Source organism: Haloarcula rubripromontorii, from assembly GCF_001280425.1.
Classification (GTDB): domain Archaea; phylum Halobacteriota; class Halobacteria; order Halobacteriales; family Haloarculaceae; genus Haloarcula; species Haloarcula rubripromontorii.
The window spans coordinates 979,954-1,002,046 of record NZ_LIUF01000001.1 but is presented as its reverse complement, the minus strand read 5'-3'; the positions used below and the strand labels follow the sequence as shown (position 1 = coordinate 1,002,046).

Genomic DNA, 22,093 nt, shown 5'->3' with positions numbered 1-22,093 from the left:
GACAGCTGGATCTGGTACGGATTAGCCGCGCTGTTCGTGCTGGTCCCGGGATGCGTCGCACTCTCCCGAGTGGGGATGGCGCTGGTCGTTTCGTCGGGGTCAGTCAGTGACGGAAATCTCGGGACGTTTCTCGGTGCGTTTGCCCTGACCGTCCTCGCCAGTTGGGCGGGCGTGCTGTTCAGCCTGCTTCTCACGGTCGGCCTCTTTCTCGACAGTCGACAGCTCCGGCAGACGGACAGCGACTGGGCCCCGACATCGCTGTATGCGCTCGCCGGCATCGTTCACGCTGTCGGAACAACACTGCTCGCGGCGTTTGTGGTGTCGGTGCCGGTCATCGGGTACTACCTGTATCGGCGGCAGAGGCGAGACACGACAACAAGGTGAAGGGCGATAGCTTTTCACGGACCCGGACGAGGCACCGCTATGGTCGTCGGAGATGTCACGACGGGAACGGAACTGCTTGTTATCGGCGGCGGTCCGGGCGGCTACGTCGCCGCGATCAGGGGCGCGCAACTGGGACTGGACACGACGCTCGTCGAGCGGGACGCCTACGGCGGGACCTGTCTGAACCACGGCTGTATCCCCTCGAAAGCACTCATCTCAGCCTCGGACGTTGCCCACGATGCCCAGCAGGCCGAGGAGATGGGCGTGTTCGCGGACCCGGCCGTCGACATGGCCGGGATGACTGAGTGGAAAGACGGCGTCGTCACACGGCTGACACGGGGCGTCGAATCGCTGTGTCAGAGCGCCGGCGTTAATCTGATCGAGGGAACCGCCGAGTTCGTCGACGACGGAACGGTCCGGGTCGCCCACGGCGGCGAGGGGCAGGGCTCGGAATCGCTGTCGTTCGAACACGCCATCGTTGCGACGGGAAGCCGACCGATGGCGGTCCCGGGCTTCGAGTTCGACGGCGAGCATATCCTCTCTTCGAAGGATGCGCTCGCACTCGAATCGGTCCCCGAGAAGCTGCTGGTCGTCGGCGCGGGCTACATCGGCATGGAGCTCTCGACGGTGTTCGCGAAACTGGGCGCAGAGGTGACCGTCGTGGAAATGCTCGATGGCGTGTTGCCGGGCTACGAGGACGACATCGCGGCGGTCGTCCGCGACCGCGCCGAGGAACTGGGGATCGATTTCAACTTCGGCGAGGCGGCTGACGACTGGGCAGAGACAGACGAGGGCATTCGCGTCCAGACGGTCACCGAAGACGACGCGATCACCGAGTACAACGCCGAGAAGTGTCTTGTCGCGGTCGGACGCGAGCCGGTCACGGAGACGCTCGCGCTGGAGAACATCGACCTCCAGACAGACGAGAACGGCGTCATTCCGACCGACGACCAGTGCCGAACGGCGTTCGAGTCGGTGTTCGCAGTCGGCGACGTGGCCGGCGAGCCGATGCTCGCACACAAGGCAATGGCAGAGGGAGAGGTCGCTGCGAGAGCCGCCGCCGGCGAACCGGCCGCGTTCGACCACCAGGCGATTCCCGCCGCGGTGTTTACCGACCCCGAAATCGCCACCGTCGGTATGACTGAGTCGGAGGCCGAGGTGGCGGGCTTTGAGCCGGTCATCGGACAGATGCCGATACGGGCCAACGGCCGTGCACTCACCGTCAACGAGAAAGAAGGCTTCGTCCGCGTCGTCGCCGACGCCGACGAGGAGTTCCTGCTCGGGGCACAGATTGTCGGTCCGGAGGCGTCGGAACTCATCGCGGAACTCGGGTTAGGCATCGAAATGGGCGCGCGACTTGAGGACATCGCTGGGACGATCCACACGCACCCGACACTCTCCGAAGCGGTCCACGAGGCGGCCGCGGCGGCACGCGGCGAGGCGGTCCACACGCACTGAGACCGTTCTGGACGGGCCATCGAAGGCCAATTCAAACACAACTCTGTCGGGGTTTACCGACAGGAAGTCTGAATGTTGCGCCGTGCAAAAGGGTTATATGGTGGATTGAGTAAACTGTCGGTGAATAGGAACCGGTAAGATATGTCTACTGATTCACAACCCGACGATACCATCGCCCAAGCGATCATCTCGGGGTCGACGTATGAACGACTCCGCTACGAACGCCACTCGTATCTCAGACAGACTGTCCCGCGGACGCTTGCGCTCCAGAGCGCCCTGCTTGGCGCGCTGGCGCTGTTACTGCCGATTTACGGGCTGTATCCGGACAGCACCGCGGCGTTTTTGCCGTCGGTTGACCCCGGCGTCGCCTCGCCGAAAGTGCTGTTGCTCGGGGTGTTCGGCGGGTTCCTGCAGTTGTTCGGTGCGACGTTGCTCGTCGGGTCAGTCCTCTACCGCGTCCGGCTCGCCCCACTGACCGAACGACAGGCGCACGCGGCGCTCAACGCCGAGGACTTCGCCCGCTACGTCGGTCTTGGAACCGGCGGCCTGGCTATCGTGCTCTCGCTTTGCCTGTTCGCCGTGGGCCTGGGCGGCGGCGAGATGGTGTCGTCGTACATCGCGGCGATGGGTCGGAACCCGTTCGTCGACTCCAGGTTCGGCATCTCAGTCGCGGGCGTCTCGCTGTTCGCCTTCGTCGCCAGTGTCGCGGTCTTTTACGCCTCGCGGTATCTCCTCGTTCACCTCGCGCTGTTCCACCGTAGCGGCGAGTGAGCGCTCGACGTGGGGTTCGACACCGGTTGCAGTGACGAGCTGAGCCGGCGGGGCTGTTTTCAGGCGTGCGGACGACCGTGCCCATATGGTTGCAAACGAGAGTGACACCTTCGATATCGGTGGTGAGCTCACGGTCCACCGGCTCGGATTCGGCGCGATGCGGCTCACCGGTGAGGGTATCATCGGCGAGTCGGACGACGAGGCACACGCTCACACTGTACTGGAGCGGGCGGTCGAACTTGGCGTCGACTTCATCGACACGGCGGACTCCTACGGCCCGGGCGTCTCCGAGCGACTCATCGGCGAGGCGCTCGATACCGAACGTGCGGACCTCGTCATCGCGACGAAGGGGGGCCTGCTCCGGAACACCGACGCCGACTGGCTGGCCCACGGCGACCCGGACTATCTGCGCAACGCCCAGTTGTGCTCGCGGGACCGCCTGCGGATGGACCCTATCGACCTGTATCAGTACCACCGACCGGACCCCGACACGCCGTTCGAAGACTCGATTCACGCGCTCGCCGAGATGAAAGACGAGGGGCTGATTCGCCACGTCGGCGTCTCGAACGTCTCCGTCGAGCAACTGGACCGGGCGCGCGACATCGTCGACATCGCGACGGTTCAGAACCAGTACAACGTCGCCCACCGCGACGACGAGGACGTGCTGGAAGCCTGTGAGAACGACGGTATCGGGTTTATTCCGTGGTTCCCACTCGGCGCTGGCGACCTCGGCGATGTCGACGGCATCGAGGCGATAGCACAGCGCCACGACGCCACCCCCTACCAGATTGCGCTGGCGTGGCTGCTGGAGCACTCGGACGTGACGCTGCCGATTCCTGGCACGAGCAATCTCGACCACCTCGAACAGAACGTGGCCGCAAGCGCCATCGACCTCACTGACGAAGAGCTGGCGCAGTTGTCCTGACCAACGGGAGACTGCGGCGGGACAGCGATTGCCGATGACCACCGTTCTTTTGGTTCCTACCGCTGTACCCCGGGTATGACCACTGTTACCCTGGGTCCTGAGGGGACCTACTCCCACCGTGCCGCACAGGCAGTCACCGACGACGACATCGACTTCTCCGAGTCGGTAACCGCCATCGTCGAGGCCGTCGCCAGCGGCGATGCCGAGCGCGGTGTCGTCCCGGTCGAGAACAGCATCGAAGGCTCCGTCACAGAATCACTCGATGCCTTCGCGGAGTACGACATCGCCGTCGTCGAGGAAATCATCACGCCCATCCGTCACGCCCTGCTCGCACAGGACGACTCGTTCTCGTTGGTGGCCAGCCACGCCCAGGCGCTGGCCCAGTGCCGCGGCTGGCTCGACGAGCACTACCCCGGCGTCAATGTCGAGGCCGTCGCGTCGACCGCCCGCGGCGTCGAACGCGCCCGGGGCGACGCAGACATCGCCGCTATTGGCCACCCGGAAAACGCAACCAACGGCACTGAACTGAACGTACTCGCCGAGGACATTCAGGACCGGTCCTCGAACGCGACCCGCTTCGTCGTCGTCGCCCCGAAAAGCGAGCGTAGCGAGGCCGGCGGCAAGAGTTCCTTCATTGTCTATCCCGACGTCGACTACCCCGGCCTGTTGCTCGAACTACTGGAGCCGTTCGCCGACCGCGATATCAACCTCACCCGCGTCGAGTCCCGGCCAAGCGGCGAGCGGCTGGGCGACTACGTCTTCCACATCGACATCTCGGCCGGTCTCTACGAGCAGCGCACGCAGGATGCCCTCGCCGACATCGAGGCCATCGCCGAGAAGGGCTGGGTCCGCCGGCTCGGGTCCTACGACTCCAAGACGGTCGTCAACTGAGCCACCGGTCAGCCACCAGCCCCGCTTCAAGGGTTAAGTCCCGGGGCTGTGTACCCCCACATATGTCTGATCGCGATCCGTTCAGCGAGATCGAGCGCGCGTTCGATATGCTCGGCGAGCAGTTCGGCGTCGACATGGGCGCTGTCCCGGTCGACGTTCTCGACGAGGGCGACGCCTTCGTCGTCAGTGCGGACCTCCCCGGCTTCGACAGTGCGGACATCGAGGTCCAACTCGTCGAAGACCGGAAGCTCACCATCAGCGCCACGGCGAGTCAGGAACGGGAATCGACTGACGGACAGTATGTCCAGCGCGAGCGCCGCCAGCAGTCGCTGAGCCGGTCGGTTCACCTCCCCGAAGCCGTCGACGACGAGGAGACCACTGCGAGCTACGACAACGGCGTCCTCACGGTACGGTTGGCGAAGGTCGTCCACAGCGAGGACGACGAGGGAACGGATATCCCCGTAAACTGACGATGGTGCTCGAACCCGGCACGGACGTGCCCACCATCAGAGCGACGAACCAGCACGGCGACGCGGTCCAGCCAGGCTTCGAGGCCCCGACGGTGCTGTACTTCTATCCGGCCGACGACACCCCCGGCTGCACGACGGAAGCAACTCAGTTCGAGGCGCTCGCGGAGCGGTTCGTGGACGCCGGCGTCGAGCTGTACGGCGTCTCGACCGACGGCGTCGAGAGCCACCGCGAGTTCGCCGCGGCGAACGACCTCAGTTTCGACCTGCTCGCCGACCCCGAGGGACGGCTCTGCGAGGCCTTCGACGTGCCGCGGGTCGACGGGCGGAGCCAGCGGACGACGTACGTCATCGCGAAGGAACGCGTGGTTGCCGTCTACGAGCGGGTCGGCCCCGACGGCCACGCGGCGAGCGTCTTCGAAGACCTCGTCGATACCGGGCTGGTCAGGGCCGAGTAAGCCGCGGCAGGCGGAAATCGGACGGCCGCAGGCTACTCTTCGATGTCGATGGCCGGGCGGCCGGGGCCGGCTTTGCCGACGAGGTCGGGGTCCGCCTCCTCGGGACCCTGAACGACCACGTCAGCGCCGAACTCCCGTTCGACGAGCCACGCGGCCCGTTCGAGGGCCGCCCGTTCGCGCTCGGGCGGCAGTTGCTCGTCAAGCGACTGCGCACGACCGGCCAGTTCCTTGGCGAAGTCCGCGGCCGCCTCGCCCTGCTCGCGCAGTTCCTCGTCTTGCATGACCGTTCCGACGACGTTGCCGTCGGCGTTCCGGGCGAGGTCGAGCACGCGGTGTTTCCACGCCGGCGCGACGGCGAGCGTGATGGTCTGTGGGTCCTCGATACCGACCGTCTCGACGATATCGCGGATGTCCTCGCGGGTGTTCTCGACCAGTTGCCGCTCCGTCTCGTAGTCAGCGGGGGCGTCAGCCGCCGGCCACTCGGCCTCGGCGATGAGGTCGTCGTGGCCCAGTTCCGCCCACATCTCCTCGGCAGCGTGAGGGGCGACCGGGGCGAGCAGCTTCGCCGCCGTCGCCAGCCCGCGCTCGAAGGTGTCGGCGTCGGGAGTGGTCGCCTCCTGGTATCGGCGCAGCAGCGACACCAGTTCCCGCACGGCCTGGAGCGCGTGGTTGAACCGGAAGTCCTCGAACTCCGCCGTGGCGTTCGCGGCGGTGGCGTCGATTTCCCGGGCGACGTAGTCAGATATCTCGTCGGCATCACCGGTGTCAACCTCACCCTCGGCGTACTCCGAAACCAGCGTGTAGACGTTCTGGAGGAAACTGTGGGCGGACTGGACGCCCTCGGGGCTCCAGGCGAACTCCTTCTCGGGCTGGGCGGCCTCCATGATGAACAGTCGGGCCGTGTCGGCCCCGTACTCCTCGATGATGCGCTGTGGCGAGACGCCGTTGCCGAGGCTCTTGGACATCTTGTTGCCGTCCTCGCCCAGCACCATCCCCTGGTTCGTGAGGTTCGTGAAGGGCTCGCGGACGCCGTCGACCATGTCGAGGTCGTCGAGCACTTTCGTGAAGAAGCGGGCGTACAGCAGGTGCATCACGGCGTGTTCGATGCCGCCGACGTACTGGTCGACCGGCATCCAGTCGCTCGCGCGGTCGGCGTCGAACGGGGCGTCGTCCATCTCCGGGGCGGTATACCGAAGGAAGTACCACGACGAGTCGACGAAGGTGTCCATCGTGTCCGTCTCCCGCACCGCGTCGGCCCCACAGTCGGGGCAGTCGACGTGCTTCCACTCCTCGGCGGCGTCCAGCGGGTTCCCGGTGGTGTGGACGAACTCCGGCAGTTCGACGGGGAGGTCCTCGTCGGGGACCTCGACGTAGCCGCAGTCGTCGCAGTGAATCATCGGGATGGGCGTGCCCCAGTAGCGCTGCCGGGAGATGCCCCAGTCCCGGAGGTTGTACTCGGTGCGGTGTTCGCCGTCGAACTCGTCGACGAAGCGGTCGCGGGCCTCCTCGCTCGTGAGGCCGTCGAACTCGCCGCTGTTGACGAGCAGCCCGTCCTCGGGATACGCCGCCTCCTGCACGTCGACGTCCTCGGGGTCGACGTCGGCGTCCTCGGTCGGTTCGACGACCTGCACGATGTCGATGTCGTGGTGCGTGGCGAACTCGTGGTCGCGCTCGTCGTGGGCGGGCACAGCGTACAGCGCGCCGGTCCCCACGTCGGTCAGCACGTAGTCGGCGACGTAGACGGGAATCTCCTCACCGGTGGCGGGGTTCGTCGCGTACTCGCCGGTGAACACGCCGGAGGTCACGTCGAGGTCGTCTTCGTCGGCGTCCTCGGCCATCTCGATGTACTCGGCGACCTCGTCGTTGTTCTCGGCGATTTCCTGTGCGACGGGGTGGCCGGGGGCCAGCGAGAAGAATGTCGCCCCGTGGATGGTGTCGAGCCGGGTGGTGAAGATGTCGACCGCACCGTAGTCGCCGACATCGAAGGCGACGCTCGCGCCCTCCTGTTTGCCGATCCAGTTGCGCTGCATCTCCCGGACGTTGTTCGGCCAGCCGTCGAGGTCGTCGAGTGCCGTCAGCAGTTCCTCGGCGTAGTCGGTGATGGTGAAGAACCACTGGTCCATCTCGCGGGCCTCGATGGGGGTGTCACACCGCCAGCAGAGTTCCGCCTCGCCCTCGACCTGCTCGTCCGCGAGGACGGTCTCACAGGAGGGACACCAGTTCAGTTCGGCGGCCTGGCGCTCGACTAAGCCTTCCTCGCGGAACTGCTTGAACAGCCACTGGTTCCACTGGTAGTACTCGGGTTCGCAGGTCGCCAGTTCGCGCTCCCAGTCGTAGCCAAAGCCCATCTCCGTGAGTTGCTCGCGCATCGACTCGATGCACTGCATCGTCCAGTCCCGGGGGTTGGTGTCCCGCTCCTCGGCGGCGTTCTCGGCGGGCAGGCCAAAGGAGTCCCACCCCATCGGGTGGAGGACGCTCTCGCCGCGCATCCGCTCGAAGCGGGCGTAGGCGTCCGTGATAGTGTAGTTCCGGACGTGGCCCATATGGAGGCTGCCGGAGGTGTAGGGGAACATCGCCAGGACGTACTCCGGGTCGGTCTCGTCGTCGTCGATCCGGAACACGTCGGCCTCGTCCCACGTGCGCTGCCACCGGGGCTCGATCTCCGTGTGATCGAACCCCCGCTCGCGTTCCTCACCGGTCGTGGTCATGATATCGGAACATCCGGCAGCGACCGTGCTATACCTTTCCCTTCGAGGGGCTACTGGGGTCCGGCGTGCGAGCGCCCGGGCGAACAGGCGTGACTCCGGGGAGCCAGTGTACTACAGAACGGGAGCGTCGCCGCAAATCGACAAACCGCCCGCTATGCCTGACAATCGACGTTTCCGATATCGAACCGAGCGCCGCCCGACTCGCTCTCTGACATGGATATCGTCCAGCCGTGGTCCGCGGCGACCCGGCGGGCGACGTAGAGTCCGAACCCGGTGTTCTCTGCGACAGCGGTGTGACCTGCGTCGAACACGCGTTCCGGCGGGTCGACATCGATACCCGGACCGTCATCGGCGACGAAGAAACCGTCAGCCGTCGTGCCGACGGTGACAGTGACCGACGGACCAGCGTGTTCGAGCGCGTTCTGGAACAGTATCTGGAGCAGTAGCCCGGCGGACTCCTGATCGGCGACAATACGGGTGTCCCCGTCGAAGGTCAGGCACGCCTGCCCGTCAGCGAGCGTGTCCCATACTTCCCGGCTGAGACGGGAGAGCCACATGTGTTTTCGCTTCGGGATCTGTTCGATCTCGTCGTGCTGAATCTGGCCATTCGGGTCGCTTGTGGAGAGCTCAACTACGGTATCGATAATCGCAGAGATCTGGGAAAGTGACTCCTCGATGTCGGCGGTCGAATCGTCACAATCAGCCAGTTCTTCGAGTCGGCCGTAGGCGATCTGGAGTTCGTTTCGGAGTTCGTGAGACGCCACAAGTGCGACTTTCACCATCCGTTCGTTCTGGCGGCGAAACGCGTGCTCGCGGAGCTTTCGCTCAGTGATATTCTGAGTGTGGCCGACGATTCCCCGAACGTCTCCAGTGGAATCGTACCACGGCATCTTGCGAGTGCGGACGTACGACGCGTCGAGGTCGAGGAACTCCTCCACTTCGATCTGATCTATTTCCTCCTCGATGACGTCCATTTCATCACGCAGGGCCGCTTTCGCGTGTTCATCATCGAGTTCCGGGACTTCGACATCAGTGAGGCCGAGACGGTCTGTCGGCTCGTTGAACCCCCGTCCCATCAGGACGTGTCGGGCCTGCTCGTCTTTCGCGTACAGGTGGTCCGGCAGCTCGTTGAACAGGGAGAGTAACAGTGTCTCCATTGGGGAGGGGAGGCGTCCGGCAACAGTCGGCGGCTCAGCGTCGAGACTGTCTCGGACGGCCTCGGCGATGGCGTCTTCGAGATGTGTCGACGACTCGATGGCCCTCACGTCGAGATTATCTGGGACCGCCGCCGGGTCCTCGCCGGCGATGATCACCGGCAGGTCGGGAAACAGCTTCCTGACGCCGTACGCGATGTCGGTTCCGGACTGGCCATCGACTGTTTCGGGCAGAACAAGCGCGTGGAACGCCGAACGGGTGAGCGTGTCAAAGAGGGCTGTGAGGTCCGCCAGATACGTGATCGAAGCCGCCGTCTCAGCGAGAGCGGATTCGAGAGCGGGTGTATCCACTCTGTCAGTTGTGACGACTAGAACGGATTTGCTACCCATGGTGCGTTCCCAGTGAACAGACTATTGCGTGTGGTAGACTGTCACTGTTTCGGGTGTTTCGAAGGCCAGACGCCACCCGCAACAGCCAGTTCAGCGATATCGCCGGACTGTCGAACCGAGAGAGCGGCTCCCCACACAAGATTTTTGCCGGACTCCGCGGGTGTCCAACACGTATGGTACACTGCCCTGACTGTGAGACCTCGCTCGAAACGGCCGACGACATCGAGTTCGTCGAAGTGGACTCGGCGACCGGCTTCATCAAGGCCTCCAAGCGCTCCTACACCGCCAACTGCGCGGCCTGTGGCGTCACTATCGGTAGCGGCGTCGCCGGCGCGAAGTCCAACGGGGGTGCGGCCTGATGGTCCACTGCCCCGAGTGCGACGCGGAGATGACCGACCGGGACGACGTGGAGTTCCTCGACATGGACTCGACGACCGGCTTCTTCAAGGCCTCCAAGCGGTTCTACCTCGTGGCCTGTGGCAACTGCGGGGCCGCCATCGGCAGCGGCGTCGCCGGCGCGATGTAGCCGCCGGGGCCTAGGCTTATACACGTCTCACTGAAAGAGACAGTATGGCCGACTCATCTGCCGACGAGATGGACGACAGCGGACGATTGCCGACGGCGCTCCGGTCGGTCACGCCGGGGTCGCGGAGCCGCCCCAACGAGGGCATGGACATGATCGGCTGGGGCATGCTCGCCGGCCTGCTCGTCTTGCTGGTCCCGCTCCTGCCGTTTATCGTCATCGTCTGGGGCATCTCGAAGGTCACGGACGCCCTCACACCCTCGTAATCAGGTCGCGTCGGTGTCGACCAGCGGGAACGCCGTCCCGTCGCCATCGTCGCTCGCGTTCTCGTAGACGACGTGTGCGGCCGCGACATCCTGAATAGCCAGCCCCGTCGAGTCAAACAGCGTGATGCCGTCGTCGTCGGTCCGCCCGGAGAGCGTGCCCGCGACGATGGCCCCGAGTTCCCCGTGGAGGTCGGCGGCGGTCAGGACGCCCTCGCCCCACGGGACGTTAATTTCGCCGGAGTGGGTACACTGCTCGTAGTTGTCGATGACGAGTTTCGCGTCGAGCAGCGTGCGTTCGTCGTGTTCCTGCTTGCCGGCGGCGTCGGCCCCGATGGCGTTGATATGGGTGTGCTCGCCGAGCCACGCCCGCTCGACGATGGGCGACTCGACGGGCGTAATCGTCGACAGCACGTCACAGCCGGCGGCCTCCTTGATGGTGCCCGCCCGCACGTCGAACCGATCGGCGAAGGCGTCGACGAACGCCTGCTGTTTCTCCGCGTTCTGGTCGGCGACGACCACCGTCTCGATGTCCCGGACCGACGAGATGGCCGCCAGTTGCGTGTACGCCTGCGTGCCGGCCCCGACCAGTCCGAGCGAGTCCGCGTCGGCGACGGCGAGGTGGTCCGTGGCGACGGCGGCCGCCGCCCCGGTCCGCAGGCGCGTCAGGACAGTCCCGTCCATCACGGCCAGCGGGAACGCCGTCTCGGGGTCCGAGTAGATGAGCGTCCCGAGGACGGTCGGCAGGTCGTGGTCGCGGGGGTTGTCCAGATGGACGTTGACCCACTTGACCGCGGCGGCGTCCCACGAGGCCGCGTTGACGTAGGCCGGCATCGACCTGAAATCGCCGTTGTACTGCGGCAGGTCGATGTAGGACTTGGCCGGCATGATGGTGTTGTCTCTGGCATCGGCGGCGAAGGCCGCGGCAACCGCGTCGATGACTGCCGGCATCGTCGCGTGGTCCTCAACCGCGTCCGCGCCGAGAAGCAGCGTCTGCATACGAAATATTGGTACTCGGTAGCACTTATACCTCCGCCGTCACAGGGGTTATATTACCACGCGACCAGGCATCGGTATGCGTCGCGGGGTGGCGATTGCCGCGGTCTGTCTCTGCCTGCTGAGCGCCGGGTGTACCGGTCTGTTCGGGGACGACACGGCCCACAGGGAGACGGTGACGCCAGCCCCAGTCCCGACTGCAGACGCACCGACGAGTCCGGTTCAGCGTGCCCCGGGCGTCGTCGGCGACCGCGTCGTCGACGCTACCGCGCTCGGCCGCGCCCACGTCAGCGCACTCTCGAACACCTCCTATCGAGTCCACCACACCAGAACCGTCATGAACGGCAGCGGCTTGCAAAAGCGCGTCCGGACCCGTGCCAGTATCAGCGCAGGCTACGAGTCGTATACCGCCACTCGAACGATATCTGGACAGAGTGTGACACCGCGTGCGGTCCACAGCACCTGGCGGGACGGCCGTGCGCTCAGGCGGACAACCGTCAACGGGTCGACATCGACAGAGGTGGTCGCGGACAGCCGTGGTATCGGTGGCCCGCCGCGCTCACCGCGGGCCGCACTGTTCTTTGAACCCACATTCAATGCGCGTCTCAGAGCGTTGTTTTCCGCCACCAACATCACATCTATCCGCCCTGGCGACGAAGTCATCAAGCAGCTGTACGGCGTTTCGTTGTACCGCATCAAGGGAACCGGGTCGGCCGACAGCAGCGCAGTTGCCACCCGCCCCGTCGACCGTGTAAGCAATGTCTCCCTCTCGGCGACCGTGACGCCAAACGGCATCGTTCGGAGCTACGCGCTCCAGTACACGGCCGTCAGCGGAACGGATACCCGCAGAGTGACAGAGATTCTCCGCTACAGCGACCTCGGGACGACGGACGTGGTGTTCGAAGACCGACACCATGGAAACCGAACAACACGACCCGACTGATGCGCGGGACGGCTGGATGCCGTCACGGTAGCGTCAAAACGGAGAGGGCCCCCACCCGCTGTCACCAGTCCGTCCCACCAAACGGACCGGGACAGTCGATACTTCGCAGAGAGCCACCTAACTGTTCCTCCAGTTTCACATCTCGATATCAGCGGTCTCACAGCGGCGTCACCACCGTGCGAGGGTGAAGTACAATCGGTACACTGTCGTCTACAGGCGGTTAGAAAGCGACGTCCGCACAGCGAGGCTGTGTCGGCGTTCGTTCAGAAAAGCCGCTTCTGCTCAGCTGCGGTGTTCGCGTGTCGCTACGCTCCCGCTCGCAATCTGAGGTTCCTTCGGAACCTCGCTTACATCATGCCGCCCATACCGCCGCCCATGCCGCCCATACCGCCAGGGGCGCCACCGGGGCCGCCGGGGCCGTCTTCGTCGCCGCCAGAGGTCGAAAGCTCGCCAGCAGCGATGATGTCGTCGATCTTGAGGACCAGGTTCGCGGCCTCTGCAGCCGAGGAAATCGCCTGTCGCTTGGCGTGGGCTGGCTCGACGACGCCGGTATCGAGCGTGTTCTCGACGTCACCGGAGAAGACGTTCAGGCCGGCGCTGACGTCGCCGTCCTCGTGAGCGGCACGCAGGTCGACCAGCGTGTCGATGCTGTCGAGACCCGCGTTCTCAGCGAGGGTGCGCGGGATGATCTCCAGCGCGTCGGCGAAGGACTCGATAGCGAGCTGCTCGCGGCCTTCGATGCCGTCAGCGTAATCGCGGAGCCGGCGAGCGACTTCGACTTCGGGCGCGCCGCCGCCACCGAGAACGCTGCCGTTGGCAACGGTGGACGCGACGACGTCGAGTGCGTCCGTGACGCCACGTTCGAGTTCGTCGACGACGTGGTCGGTCGAGCCACGGAGCAGCAGGGTGACGCCGTGGGCCTCGTCGCCGCTGCCCTCGACGTAGAACAGGCCTTCGGCGTCGTCTCGGGTGACGGAGCCGTGACCCAGATCTTCCGCGGTCGCGGAGTCGAGGTCCGAGACGATGCGAGCGCCGAGGACTTCCTTGAGGAACTCGATGTCGGACTTCTTGGCGCGGCGGACGGCCAGAATACCCTTCTCGGCGAGGTAGTGCTGGGCCATGTCGTCGATGCCCTTCTGACAGAAGACGACGTCGGCACCGGTGTCTGCGATCTGGTCGACCATCTGCTTGAGCTGCTCCTCTTCCTTGTCGAGGAAGTTCTGGAGCTGGCTCGGGTCGTCGACGGAGAGCTGGGCGTCAACTTCGGTCTCGTCGAGTTCGATGGCCGTGTCGACGAGCAGGACGTCGGCGTCGTCGACTTCGGTCGGCATCTCCTCGTGGACCGGGTCCTTGTCGATGACTGCGCCTTCGAGGAGCTCGGAGTTGCCGGCGGAGCTGCCGGTCTGGGTCTCGATGTTGAGGTATTCGAGGTCGGCGACGACGGAACCGTCATCGGCCTCGACGGTCACGGCGTTGACCGCGTCGACGATAAGCTGGGCGAGCAGTTCCTTGTTGAGCTCCGCGCCCTTGCCCGTCATCGAGGTTTCGGCGACCTTCTTCAGGAGTTCCTCGTCGTCGGGGTCGACGTCCGTGGCAATGTCCGCGAGTTCGTCCTTGGCCTGCGTGGCGGCCATGTTGAAGCCCTTGATGATCGCCGTCGGGTGGATGTCCTGTTCGAGGAGGTCCTCGGCGTTCTTGAGGAGTTCGCCTGCGATGGCGACGGCGGAGGTGGTGCCGTCACCGGCCTCGTCTTCCTGTGTCTCGGCAACCTCGACGATCATCGAGGCTGTCGGGTTGTCGATGTCCATCTCCGAGAGGATGGTGACACCGTCGTTCGTGACGGTCACGTCACCCATCGAGGAGACGAGCATCTTGTCCATCCCCTTCGGGCCGAGCGTCGAGCGTACTGACTCGGCGACCGCGCGAGCGGCCGAGATGTTATGTTCCTGTGCAGACTTGTCCTTCATCCGCTGGGAGTCCTCTCCCAGGATGATCATCGGCTGGCCCTGCATCTGGCGTTGGCTCATAATCAAGCGAAGATTGCATGTGGTTCTATATAAAAGCAGGGGTTATGGAATGCTCGCCGGCTGCCCGCCAACACGACTGGAACAGGTGAAATCACCCGACAGAGGTGGCACTGTCCGCCAACAGTGGTAGCTGTTGGCACGCCCCATCAGAACGGTGGCGGGCTGTTTATATATTCAGTCGACGGGTTCCGTCCAGTGGACCGTGACCGACCCAACGACGAATGCGTCCTTCGAGTCAGTGTCCCGCCGGAACTGAATCGTGTTCTCGCCGCGGTGCAGTCGCTCGGGCGCAATCGTGTCCATCCAGAGCTGCCACCCATCGCCCGGCGCGATGTCGAACCCCGATAGCGCCTCGCCGTTGACCACGATTTCGTGGTCGAAATCCTCGACGTCGTAGACCTGCATCTGCACGTACGGGTCCGCCGGTGACGGGGTAGGGATGTCGAAGGAAACCGGATCGGTCGCATCACCGGTGTATTCAGCCCAGGGAACGTCGAGCGAGTCCGCAGACGGACCGAGGTGTTGCTGGAACTGACAGAGCGCGTAGTTGGCGCGACGTGACATACGAGCAACGTCTCCCGGCCGGTATAAAAATCAGTGGCCGGGTCGGCGGTGCCGGGCGGTCACGGTACGGCGGAGAGCGGAGCGCCTATGGGGGGTCGGCTGTTGCCAACGGGTATGGACGCTGCGCTTGGCCCGCCCGAGCAGATGGCCGAGCTGGAGGAGGACCTGACGCCGATGATGGCACAGTACTACGAGCTGTGCCGGCAGTACGACGACGCCCTGGTCCTCTTTCAGGTCGGGGACTTCTACGAGGCCTTCTGTGCGGCCGCGAAACGGGTCGCCCGGCTGTGTGAGATTACGCTGACCCAGCGCGAGGACTCGACCGGCGAGTACCCGATGGCCGGCATCCCCATCGACAACGCCGAGTCCTACGTCGAGACGCTGCTGGACGCGGGCTACCGGGTCGCCGTCGCCGATCAGGTCGAGGACCCCGACGAGGTCAGCGGCGTCGTCGAACGGGCGGTCACGCGAATCGTCACGCCGGGGACGCTGACCGAGAGCGAGCTACTCGGCGGGGCGGACAACAACTACGTCGCCGCTCTGACCGAAGGCGAGCGGTACGGGCTGGCCCTGCTGGATATCTCGACCGGCGACTGCTACGCCACGAGCGTCGGTTCGGCGGCCGCCGTCGCCGACGAACTCAGCCGGTTCGGCCCCGCCGAGGCAATCGTCGGGCCGGACGTCGACGTGGACCGGGACGCCGTCTTCGGCCCGGCCTGTCTGGTGACCCGCTACGACGCCGACGCCTTCGGCCGGGAGCGCGCCGAGGACCGCGTGGCCCAGTACTTCGGCCCACCGGAGCGCCTGCTTGCCAGTAACGCGGAAATCCGTGCCTGTGGCGGTCTGCTGGCCTACGCGGAGTACACCCGCGGCAGCAGCGGCGCGGTCGGTCCCGACGGCGAACCGGTCGACGCGGACGTGGACCCCGCCGGCACGCTCGACTACCTCAATCACCTCACGCGGTACGACCCGCGAGAGTACATGTTGCTTGACGCGGTGGCTGTCGAGAGCCTCGAACTGTTCGAGCGGCGCTCCGTACGAGGCCACGAGAACCGCACGCTCGTGGACACGGTCGACGAGACGGCGTGTGCGCTGGGCCGGCGGAAGCTGACCGATTGGCTCCGCCGGCCGCTGCTCGACGCCGACCGCATCGAAGCCCGCCACGGCGCGGTCGCAGAACTTCAGCGCGACCCCGCCACCAGAGAAGCGCTGTCTGACCTCCTCGCGGAGGTCTACGACCTCGAGCGGCTCATTTCACGCGTCTCTCGGGGTCGGGCGAACGCCCGTGACCTCCGGTCGCTGGCCGCCACGCTATCGGTCGTACCGGACATCCGAGACCACCTTGCCGACGCTGATGCTCGCCTGCTCGCGGACCTGCATGCGACGCTTGACCCGCTGACCGAGACCCGCGAGGAAATCGAGGCGGCAATTCGCCCGGACCCGCCACAGCAGGTGACCGAAGGCGGCGTCATCCGCGAGGGCTACGACGAGGAACTGGACCGACTGCGCTCGACCGAACAGTCCGGCAAGGAGTGGATAGACGAACTAGAAGCGAGCGAACGCGAGCGCACCGGCATCGACTCGCTGAAGGTCGGCCACAACTCCGTCCACGGCTACTACATCGAGGTGACGAACGCGAATCTCGATTCCGTTCCCGAGGACTACCAGCGCCGCCAGACGCTGAAAAACAGCGAGCGCTACTACACGCCAGAACTCAAGGAGCGCGAAGAGGAGATTCTGCGCGCCGAGAACGCGGCCGACGACCTGGAGTACGACCTGTTCTGTGCGGTCCGGGACGAGGTGGCAGGCGAGGCCGAGCGCGTGCAGGCACTTGCCGACCGTCTCGCCCGGCTCGATGTACTGGTCTCCTTCGCCGAGGTCGCGGCGCAGTACGACTACTGTCGGCCGGCCGTCGGCGGCGACGGCATCGACATCACCGCCGGCCGCCACCCCGTCGTCGAGCGCACCGAGGACGCCTTCGTCCCCAACGACACGCATCTCGGAAGCGGACCAGTGACAACGAGCGGGGACGGCAGCGACGCGGAAGTGCCCGCACAGGACCCATTCCTCGCCGTCGTCACAGGCCCGAACATGAGCGGGAAGTCGACGTACATGCGTCAGGTCGCGCTGATTTGCCTGCTCGCACAGGCCGGCAGTTTCGTCCCCGCGAAGGCTGCCGACCTGCCGATTCTCGACCGGGTGTTCACTCGCGTCGGTGCCAGCGACGACATCGCCGGCGGCCGCTCGACGTTCATGATCGAGATGACCGAGCTGGCGACGATTCTCGACGCGGCGACCGCCGACTCGCTGGTCCTGCTGGACGAGGTCGGCCGCGGCACGTCGACGGCCGACGGACTGGCTATCGCCCGCGCCGTCACCGAGTATCTCCACGACGAGGTCGGTTCGCACACGCTGTTTGCGACCCACCACCACGACCTGACGGCCGTCGCCGCCGACCTGCCCGGCGCGACCAACCGCCACTTCGAGACCAGCCGCGAGGACGGCGACGTCCGCTTCGACCACGAACTCGCGCCCGGCCCCGCGGCGGCCTCCTACGGCGTCGAGGTGGCGAGCATGGCCGGCGTGCCTGAATCTGTCGTCGAGCGGTCACGGGGCCTTCTGGCGGAGGCCGAAGCGGCCGATGCGGGTGTCGAAGGGTCGAGTGGGACAGAGGCCAAGACAACGGGTGACTCCGATACGGATGCCGCCCCCACGGCGACGACTGGAGCGACGGAGAACGGAACAGCGGCGGCGTCGGCCGATGAGGGTCCAGCAGACGATTACAGACAAGAGATGCTTCGAGCGAACGGAGCCGCCGAGGGTGAGTTACCAGAGTCAGTGGCACAGCAGTTAGCGTCGCTGGATGTCGCGACGATGACGCCGATAGAGGCGATGAACGCGCTCGCGGACTTGCAGGACCGACTCCAATAACAGCGCCGGTCAGCTATCACCGTCAGCAACCAGGTCGTCGTGCGGGCAGGCAAACATAGTCGCAACGAGTTTCTGCTCAGCGGCTCGCAGATGCTTGTGAAGCGTTGGCTCCGAAACATCGAGAAGCGAAGCGAGGTCCGCAGCCGTCGCTTCGCGGGGCCAGCTGTAGTACCCTGCTTCGTGGGCCGTCACGAGAGCCTCCCGCTGGCGGTCGGTCAGTGATTCGGTGTGAGACGCGTAGTTCTGGAAGCCGAACAGCGGGGCGATGGACTCGTGCTGTTTTTTCGCTGTGAGTTCGGCCTCGGAATGGGCTGTCAGGAACGATTCGATAACCGCAGCCGTCTCAGTCTGCCGTGGAACATCAGCTACGACAGTCCCCTGCCCATCGACACTCCGGGCGGTCCGTGGTACCGCCCCAGCGTCCACAAGCGAGACAACGGGGCAGTTGTCCTGTACGTCGATTTCGACGAGACCACCGTCCCCAGTACGCTCAAGAACCCGCGCCTCGCTACGAGTGTCGTCATCGATTCGCTCGACAAGCCGCTCAGGGCGTGTGTCTTCGACGGAAAAAAACTCCGCGTACGTGTTGTCCGTCTGTGGCAGACATTTCTCGAGAACCACTGAACACGACTCGGCTGCAGACACCGATACAAAAGGATACGACCCATCAGACAGGGCAAATTCCACACGGGTTACCGTCCGGCCGTTACCAGACTGTTGGGACATATATAAGTGCAGTCGGTATACCGTGAAGAATGTTGGCATGGGTCATGGTTCGGCGTTTACTATGCTAGCCATACTGAACTTTACAGCTACAGAGTGAATCCAGCACGAGGGTAGAGAACCGTGTCTGGAACATCACCAACCGTTATCGAAGTTCACGGCACTGACCAGTCTATCGTCACGGCAGTCGTTCGCGCTGTCGCGACCGCGGAGAGGCGGCCGGTCAAGACGCTCCCGCCGCTGGCCGACAGTATCAATCCAGATGCACTGACGACGTGTATCGCAGATTCGGACACTACCGGCCACGTGGCGTTCGACTACAGCGGCCACCGCGTGGTCGTCGACACTGATGGAACGGTCACCGTAGACGGATAGGGTCGTCATCCGACCGTGTGGTGACTGCGGCAGTCGGTGCGGGCACAGGACACACAACGCCGTAAAAACGGAAGATAGCGGCTATGGGGGCTCCAGCGAAACGAACTCCAGACCGTTCTCGGCAAGCAACTGCCGCGCCCGGTCCGTCACGGAGGGGGCGACGAGAATCCCCCGGACCTCGGTGTCGGCGTGTAAATCGCGTCCCAGAGCATCGACGTACCGACCAAGCTGGCCGACGGCGTCGGGACCCACACGGCGGCGTTTGAGTTCGAGTATCGTCGTCCGACCGTCGGCGTCTTCGCCGTAAATGTCGACTGCTCCGGCGGGGGTCTCGCGTTCGGTCGCCAGCGGCGTAAACCCTGACTCGACCAGCGCCGGCTCGTCGAGGATGCGGTCTTTCAGGTCGGCTTCCGTCCCGGTGAGTGTGAGGTCTTTGGAGTCCGTCACGTCGAAGGCGGCGGCGTGGGCGACTGTCTCGAAGGCGACCTCCAGCGACTCCTCGGGGGTCGACCGCGTGGAGCGGACGACCAGCGAACCGTCATCGACGCTGATGCTGTGTTCACAGCCCGGCGGCTGCCAGTTCACCGGCTGTTGGCCCTCGTCGGTGTGGACCAGTGCGGCCCCGTCGGGCTTGAGCATCACGTGGCGGTCGCCAAGTCCCAGCGAACTGGCCGCTCTCCCCTCGTACTCGACCGTACAGGTGCCGACGAGCGTCACTAGCGCGCCGCGGTCGGTGGCACGCGACGCGAGGTCCAGCGCGCCGGCGGGTTCGGGGTAAGTCAGCGTCTCGACGGCGGTCACGGATGGCGGTTAGCGGTCCCCGCGTAAAAAGGACGCGTCGTCGGGGCAGTGGACGGACGAAGCACGGTCGCGGAGCGACACGAGCAGGGTACGCCGGACGGTCGCCGGGTCACAGCCTCCGCTGTCGAGGGCGCGACAGGCCTTGTTCTTCCGATCGACCCACCACGTCCGGAACGACTCAGGGTCGGCAGTACGGGCGAGGACGATGTCATCGAGGGCCGACAGTGTCGGGTCGAGCCAGCAGACGGCGTAGGTCCGGACCGAGCGGTCGAGTACGACGAACTGCTCGTAGGTGGCATCGATGGCACTGAGGGCAGCCGACGCGGTCAGGCCGGTCCCGAACGGTCGAGACTGAGCGATGGGGTCGGCGTCGACGCCCCAGTGTGCGATGCGACAGTCGTAGCGGCCGTCGGGGCGAGCGACGGCGACGAGCGTTCGACGGCCCATCAGGGACCACCGAGCGTGTCAACGGGCATGCGTACCCCTGGCTGCGTGGTCCTATTTGAACGCTGGCCCACAGGACACCCCGATGCCTGCTCGGTACAGGAGACGGTTCCCGACCCGCCGAAATCGTCGACCATTGGTAACTCGGCACAACCCTCAAGTAGTACGTTCACGTACCGTTACATATGATGGTGAGCGAGTGGCTCTACGGCGCAATCGCGCTTCTCGTGGGGCTCCACGTCCTGACCATGCTGTACGCGTACCGGCACCGGGGTGACCCAGCCGGGGCGACTGGGCAGGGCGAGACCGAAGGGCGCCGTGGCAGCGCCACCGACGACAGCACTGAATCCATCGACTGTCCCCATTGCGGGGCGAGGAACGAGCAGGACTATCAGTTCTGCCGGCAGTGCGTCGCCGACCTGACGAGCGGAAGCCCGCAGCGCCAGCCGACGGACCGAAGCCAGCCGTACTGAGAGCGTTGCAAGGCCTAGAGTCGAAACGACCAGTTTGAGCGTTGCTATCGGCCGAAGGATTTATCTCTACAACGACATACGTGAATATACTGTCACGAACGGGGGTGAACTGTGGAAACTGTTATTGACGTACGTTCCGCGGGTCGACCAGCGGTATTCGACCAGGCGAACACCGACGGGCTGTTCGGGTGCAAGCGCCGCCTGCAACAGCCGCTGGGGCAGTATCTACAGGGGGCAGAGACGCCGCGCTATCTCGCATACAACGACCGGTCCGGTGTCGTCGCTACCCGGGGGAACAGCGAGTCGCTCGCGCCGGCCGGCGACTACCGCGCGTATCTCCTCGCCACAACCGTTCGAGTCCTGTTCGTCGTCGGCGACGACGACCGCGACCGGACCATCTCGCTTCCCCACGAAGACATCGTTGCCGTACGCTGTACGTCGGGACTCCGCACGTCGACGCTCGAAATCGTCACCGTCGACGAAGACCGCTGGGCGTTCGAATGTAAGGGCGACCTGACGCCAGTTCAGTCGTTCGTCGACGAAGCCACACAGGTCTGGACGCGCACGCTCACCGAGCTTGATCGGGCAGAGTCCCAAGTCGAGGCCGCTGTGACCGCACTCGAGGCAACTGAGTTCGAGACAGCAGCCACGCATATCACGGCCGCGCAGGAAGCGCTCGACAACGGACAAAAGCGAGTCGAAGCCCTGGATACGGGAGCGAGAGCGGCCATCGATGGACGCCTCCAGTCGACGCAGGCACGGATCGACACCTGTCAGCGCCGACGCCACGTCAGCGCGGGCGATGAGCACCGCGACACGGCCCGCCGCGCATGGGAGAACAGGTCGTACGAACGGGCTGCGGACGCGTACGCACAGGCCAAGGTCGAGTACGAGCGAGCGCTGGCTGTACCGGCATCGGAGCCGCCCACAGAAGCGATCACGGACGCTCGAAACGCAGTCGAAGCGGAGTACACCGAACTCCTGTCAGCCCCAGTCGACGCGGCGCAGGTAGCTGCAAGCGCAGCCAGAGCGGCGGCAGACCCAGCAGAGCGAGCGAGACATTTGGAGGACGCTCTCGACCGCTACCGGACAGCGTACGAACTGGACTGGGGCCGTGACCGCCGCTTCGACGGCGACCGAGCGTCACTCCGAGAGGCGCTCGCGGACATCGCCGTCAAACTGGTCGATGCACATCGTGAGGCGGGGCAACAGGCGCTCCGGGAAACTGGTGAGTCAAAGCGAGCGGCAGCCGGGACCGCGTGTGACAGCGCAGCGGCACACTTCGAGCGCGCACGCGAAGTTGCCGCCGAGCTCGTGGCTGACAGACGCGAGCCGGCGGCGGGCGAACTGGCCCCTGTGTCCGAACAGGGCGTCAGCGTCGAGGCGGAGCCGAAAGGTCGGTAATTGTTTATCACCGGGAGGCC

23 protein-coding genes are annotated in these 22,093 nt (G+C 65.2%); 15 read left to right on the top strand and 8 right to left on the bottom strand.

Annotated elements, in window-relative coordinates:
- Window positions 1-75 precede the first annotated feature (75 nt).
- The 7 genes from AMS69_RS05135 (at window position 76) to AMS69_RS05105 (ending at window position 5,354) form a co-directional block, all read left to right on the top strand.
- Window positions 76-384: a hypothetical protein gene (locus AMS69_RS05135; protein WP_053967041.1), complete on the top strand. Its 309-nt coding sequence runs from the start codon at window positions 76-78 to the stop codon at window positions 382-384.
- A 39-nt stretch (window positions 385-423) separates the two neighbouring features.
- Window positions 424-1,842 (top strand): dihydrolipoyl dehydrogenase, encoded by a 1,419-nt coding sequence (lpdA, locus tag AMS69_RS05130; protein WP_053966986.1) that lies wholly within the window; start codon window positions 424-426, stop codon window positions 1,840-1,842.
- Between the two features lie 141 nt (window positions 1,843-1,983).
- A complete protein-coding gene (locus AMS69_RS05125) occupies window positions 1,984-2,613 on the top strand; it encodes a hypothetical protein (protein ID WP_053966985.1) in 630 nt (209 codons plus the stop codon).
- An 85-nt stretch (window positions 2,614-2,698) separates the two neighbouring features.
- Window positions 2,699-3,538: an aldo/keto reductase gene (locus AMS69_RS05120; protein ID WP_053966984.1), complete on the top strand. Its 840-nt coding sequence runs from the start codon at window positions 2,699-2,701 to the stop codon at window positions 3,536-3,538.
- Between the two features lie 75 nt (window positions 3,539-3,613).
- Entirely contained in the window at window positions 3,614-4,429 is an 816-nt protein-coding gene (pheA, locus tag AMS69_RS05115; protein ID WP_053966983.1) for a prephenate dehydratase, read from the top strand.
- Between the two features lie 62 nt (window positions 4,430-4,491).
- Entirely contained in the window at window positions 4,492-4,899 is a 408-nt protein-coding gene (locus AMS69_RS05110; RefSeq protein WP_053966982.1) for an Hsp20/alpha crystallin family protein, read from the top strand.
- 2 nt (window positions 4,900-4,901) lie between these two features.
- Entirely contained in the window at window positions 4,902-5,354 is a 453-nt protein-coding gene (locus tag AMS69_RS05105) for a peroxiredoxin (RefSeq protein ID WP_053966981.1), read from the top strand.
- 32 nt (window positions 5,355-5,386) lie between these two features.
- On the opposite strand, the gene leuS is transcribed toward AMS69_RS05105, so the two are convergent.
- Entirely contained in the window at window positions 5,387-8,062 is a 2,676-nt protein-coding gene (leuS, locus tag AMS69_RS05100; protein ID WP_053966980.1) for a leucine--tRNA ligase, read from the bottom strand.
- Between the two features lie 152 nt (window positions 8,063-8,214).
- Complete coding sequence (locus tag AMS69_RS05095) at window positions 8,215-9,606, bottom strand: sensor histidine kinase (RefSeq protein WP_053966979.1); 1,392 nt, start codon at window positions 9,604-9,606, stop codon at window positions 8,215-8,217.
- A 173-nt stretch (window positions 9,607-9,779) separates the two neighbouring features.
- Here AMS69_RS05095 and AMS69_RS05090 point away from each other — a divergent pair, with 173 nt between their 5' ends.
- The 3 genes from AMS69_RS05090 to AMS69_RS05085 are packed head-to-tail and all read left to right on the top strand — an operon-like array spanning window position 9,780 to window position 10,395.
- Window positions 9,780-9,965, top strand: coding sequence for a hypothetical protein (locus AMS69_RS05090; protein ID WP_053966978.1), 186 nt, complete (start codon window positions 9,780-9,782; stop codon window positions 9,963-9,965).
- Window positions 9,965-10,132, top strand: a complete 168-nt coding sequence (locus AMS69_RS20540; RefSeq protein ID WP_202904514.1) for a hypothetical protein — start codon at window positions 9,965-9,967, stop codon at window positions 10,130-10,132. Before AMS69_RS05090 ends, AMS69_RS20540 begins: the two co-directional genes overlap by 1 nt.
- Window positions 10,133-10,176: 44 nt before the next feature.
- Window positions 10,177-10,395 (top strand): DUF7535 family protein, encoded by a 219-nt coding sequence (locus AMS69_RS05085; RefSeq protein WP_053966977.1) that lies wholly within the window; start codon window positions 10,177-10,179, stop codon window positions 10,393-10,395.
- Here AMS69_RS05085 and AMS69_RS05080 read toward each other — a convergent pair whose 3' ends face one another.
- Window positions 10,396-11,391: an ornithine cyclodeaminase family protein gene (locus tag AMS69_RS05080; RefSeq protein WP_053966976.1), complete on the bottom strand. Its 996-nt coding sequence runs from the start codon at window positions 11,389-11,391 to the stop codon at window positions 10,396-10,398. It lies immediately after the preceding gene.
- Between the two features lie 76 nt (window positions 11,392-11,467).
- On the opposite strand from AMS69_RS05080, the gene AMS69_RS05075 reads away from it, so the two are divergent.
- Window positions 11,468-12,331 (top strand): hypothetical protein, encoded by an 864-nt coding sequence (locus tag AMS69_RS05075; RefSeq protein ID WP_053966975.1) that lies wholly within the window; start codon window positions 11,468-11,470, stop codon window positions 12,329-12,331.
- 347 nt (window positions 12,332-12,678) lie between these two features.
- On the opposite strand, the gene thsB is transcribed toward AMS69_RS05075, so the two are convergent.
- Both thsB and AMS69_RS05065 read right to left on the bottom strand, forming a co-directional pair.
- Window positions 12,679-14,358 carry a thermosome subunit beta gene (gene thsB / locus AMS69_RS05070; protein ID WP_053966974.1) on the bottom strand — a complete coding sequence of 560 codons (1,680 nt, stop codon included), beginning with the start codon at window positions 14,356-14,358 and terminating at the stop codon, window positions 12,679-12,681.
- A gap of 174 nt (window positions 14,359-14,532) precedes the next feature.
- Window positions 14,533-14,922, bottom strand: a complete 390-nt coding sequence (locus AMS69_RS05065) for a DUF7383 domain-containing protein (protein WP_053966973.1) — start codon at window positions 14,920-14,922, stop codon at window positions 14,533-14,535.
- A gap of 114 nt (window positions 14,923-15,036) precedes the next feature.
- Between AMS69_RS05065 and mutS the strand changes: the two genes are divergently transcribed.
- On the top strand, window positions 15,037-17,853 hold the full coding sequence (gene mutS, locus AMS69_RS05060) for a DNA mismatch repair protein MutS (RefSeq protein ID WP_053966972.1): 2,817 nt from the start codon (window positions 15,037-15,039) through the stop codon (window positions 17,851-17,853).
- 9 nt (window positions 17,854-17,862) lie between these two features.
- Here the strand turns inward: mutS and AMS69_RS05055 are convergent, their stop codons facing one another.
- Entirely contained in the window at window positions 17,863-18,579 is a 717-nt protein-coding gene (locus AMS69_RS05055) for a helix-turn-helix domain-containing protein (RefSeq protein WP_077067750.1), read from the bottom strand.
- A 120-nt stretch (window positions 18,580-18,699) separates the two neighbouring features.
- On the opposite strand from AMS69_RS05055, the gene AMS69_RS05050 reads away from it, so the two are divergent.
- Entirely contained in the window at window positions 18,700-18,951 is a 252-nt protein-coding gene (locus AMS69_RS05050) for a HalOD1 output domain-containing protein (RefSeq protein ID WP_053966970.1), read from the top strand.
- Window positions 18,952-19,032: 81 nt separating this feature from the next.
- On the opposite strand, the gene nucS is transcribed toward AMS69_RS05050, so the two are convergent.
- A complete protein-coding gene (gene nucS, locus AMS69_RS05045; protein ID WP_053966969.1) occupies window positions 19,033-19,752 on the bottom strand; it encodes an endonuclease NucS in 720 nt (239 codons plus the stop codon).
- Between the two features lie 9 nt (window positions 19,753-19,761).
- A complete protein-coding gene (locus AMS69_RS05040) occupies window positions 19,762-20,199 on the bottom strand; it encodes a DUF6735 family protein (protein WP_053966968.1) in 438 nt (145 codons plus the stop codon).
- Window positions 20,200-20,381: 182 nt separating this feature from the next.
- On the opposite strand from AMS69_RS05040, the gene AMS69_RS05035 reads away from it, so the two are divergent.
- Together AMS69_RS05035 and AMS69_RS05030 are read left to right on the top strand one after the other, a co-directional pair.
- Window positions 20,382-20,669, top strand: coding sequence for a zinc ribbon domain-containing protein (locus AMS69_RS05035; RefSeq protein ID WP_053966967.1), 288 nt, complete (start codon window positions 20,382-20,384; stop codon window positions 20,667-20,669).
- A gap of 111 nt (window positions 20,670-20,780) precedes the next feature.
- Complete coding sequence (locus AMS69_RS05030) at window positions 20,781-22,073, top strand: hypothetical protein (RefSeq protein WP_053966966.1); 1,293 nt, start codon at window positions 20,781-20,783, stop codon at window positions 22,071-22,073.
- The last annotated feature ends 20 nt before the right edge of the window (window positions 22,074-22,093 follow it).

What these genes read in the sequence shown, in the direction of transcription:
- AMS69_RS05080 (WP_053966976.1), bottom strand. Translation starts at nt 11,391, where the DNA reads ATGCAGACGCTGCTTCTCGGCGCGGACGCGGTTGAGGACCACGCGACG.
- AMS69_RS05085 (WP_053966977.1), top strand. Translation starts at nt 10,177, where the DNA reads ATGGCCGACTCATCTGCCGACGAGATGGACGACAGCGGACGATTGCCG.
- AMS69_RS05090 (WP_053966978.1), top strand. Translation starts at nt 9,780, where the DNA reads ATGGTACACTGCCCTGACTGTGAGACCTCGCTCGAAACGGCCGACGAC.
- mutS (WP_053966972.1), top strand. Translation starts at nt 15,037, where the DNA reads ATGGACGCTGCGCTTGGCCCGCCCGAGCAGATGGCCGAGCTGGAGGAG.
- AMS69_RS05055 (WP_077067750.1), bottom strand. Translation starts at nt 18,579, where the DNA reads ATGTCCCAACAGTCTGGTAACGGCCGGACGGTAACCCGTGTGGAATTT.
- AMS69_RS05105 (WP_053966981.1), top strand. Translation starts at nt 4,902, where the DNA reads ATGGTGCTCGAACCCGGCACGGACGTGCCCACCATCAGAGCGACGAAC.
- AMS69_RS05120 (WP_053966984.1), top strand. Translation starts at nt 2,699, where the DNA reads ATGGTTGCAAACGAGAGTGACACCTTCGATATCGGTGGTGAGCTCACG.
- AMS69_RS05125 (WP_053966985.1), top strand. Translation starts at nt 1,984, where the DNA reads ATGTCTACTGATTCACAACCCGACGATACCATCGCCCAAGCGATCATC.
- AMS69_RS05095 (WP_053966979.1), bottom strand. Translation starts at nt 9,606, where the DNA reads ATGGGTAGCAAATCCGTTCTAGTCGTCACAACTGACAGAGTGGATACA.
- AMS69_RS05075 (WP_053966975.1), top strand. Translation starts at nt 11,468, where the DNA reads ATGCGTCGCGGGGTGGCGATTGCCGCGGTCTGTCTCTGCCTGCTGAGC.
- AMS69_RS05110 (WP_053966982.1), top strand. Translation starts at nt 4,492, where the DNA reads ATGTCTGATCGCGATCCGTTCAGCGAGATCGAGCGCGCGTTCGATATG.
- AMS69_RS05065 (WP_053966973.1), bottom strand. Translation starts at nt 14,922, where the DNA reads ATGTCACGTCGCGCCAACTACGCGCTCTGTCAGTTCCAGCAACACCTC.
- AMS69_RS05040 (WP_053966968.1), bottom strand. Translation starts at nt 20,199, where the DNA reads ATGGGCCGTCGAACGCTCGTCGCCGTCGCTCGCCCCGACGGCCGCTAC.
- pheA (WP_053966983.1), top strand. Translation starts at nt 3,614, where the DNA reads ATGACCACTGTTACCCTGGGTCCTGAGGGGACCTACTCCCACCGTGCC.
- lpdA (WP_053966986.1), top strand. Translation starts at nt 424, where the DNA reads ATGGTCGTCGGAGATGTCACGACGGGAACGGAACTGCTTGTTATCGGC.
- leuS (WP_053966980.1), bottom strand. Translation starts at nt 8,062, where the DNA reads ATGACCACGACCGGTGAGGAACGCGAGCGGGGGTTCGATCACACGGAG.
- AMS69_RS05035 (WP_053966967.1), top strand. Translation starts at nt 20,382, where the DNA reads ATGATGGTGAGCGAGTGGCTCTACGGCGCAATCGCGCTTCTCGTGGGG.
- AMS69_RS20540 (WP_202904514.1), top strand. Translation starts at nt 9,965, where the DNA reads ATGGTCCACTGCCCCGAGTGCGACGCGGAGATGACCGACCGGGACGAC.
- thsB (WP_053966974.1), bottom strand. Translation starts at nt 14,358, where the DNA reads ATGAGCCAACGCCAGATGCAGGGCCAGCCGATGATCATCCTGGGAGAG.
- AMS69_RS05135 (WP_053967041.1), top strand. Translation starts at nt 76, where the DNA reads ATGGCGCTGGTCGTTTCGTCGGGGTCAGTCAGTGACGGAAATCTCGGG.